Origin of the sequence: Pseudomonas viridiflava (assembly GCF_900602065.1) — a bacterium.
Classification (GTDB): Bacteria; Pseudomonadota; Gammaproteobacteria; order Pseudomonadales; family Pseudomonadaceae; genus Aquipseudomonas.
The window spans coordinates 1-452 of record NZ_UWFN01000051.1; the positions used below are offsets into that span (position 1 = coordinate 1).

1 protein-coding gene is annotated in these 452 nt (G+C 60.2%); it reads right to left on the reverse strand.

Annotated features, from left to right (window positions below):
- Positions 1–452 (reverse strand): SDR family oxidoreductase (locus EE949_RS00945; protein ID WP_164666664.1); only part of this gene is annotated, 452 nt, incomplete at both ends.

Here is a 452-nt window from a genome sequence, read left to right on the forward strand (position 1 = left end):
GGCCTCGACGTCTTCAGCGGTGACCATGCGTCTGAGCGATATTTTTTTCAGGTACTCCTCGCGCATCTCGGCTTCAGGCACCTTCATCTGTTCGGCACGGGCACGAATCACACCGTCCATGCGCGGGCCTTCGACGATGCCGGGCAGCAAGGCGTTGACGCGGATGTCGCTTTCGCCCAACTCGGATGCCAGCGATTTCATCAAACCCACAATGGCCCATTTGGTCGCCGCATACGGTGTGCGCCAGGCGTAACCCAGGCGGCCGGCAACGGAAGCAATGTGGATCATGTGCGCGTTGGGCGATGCCTTGAGCAGCGGAACCGCGTGATGAGCAAAGCGGTATTGTCCGGTGAGGTTGATGTCGACAGTGCGCTGCCAATCTTCATCGGTGATGGCGTCGATGCCCGCCGTAGGACCTGCGATCCCGGCGTTGTTGATCAGCACATCGAGAC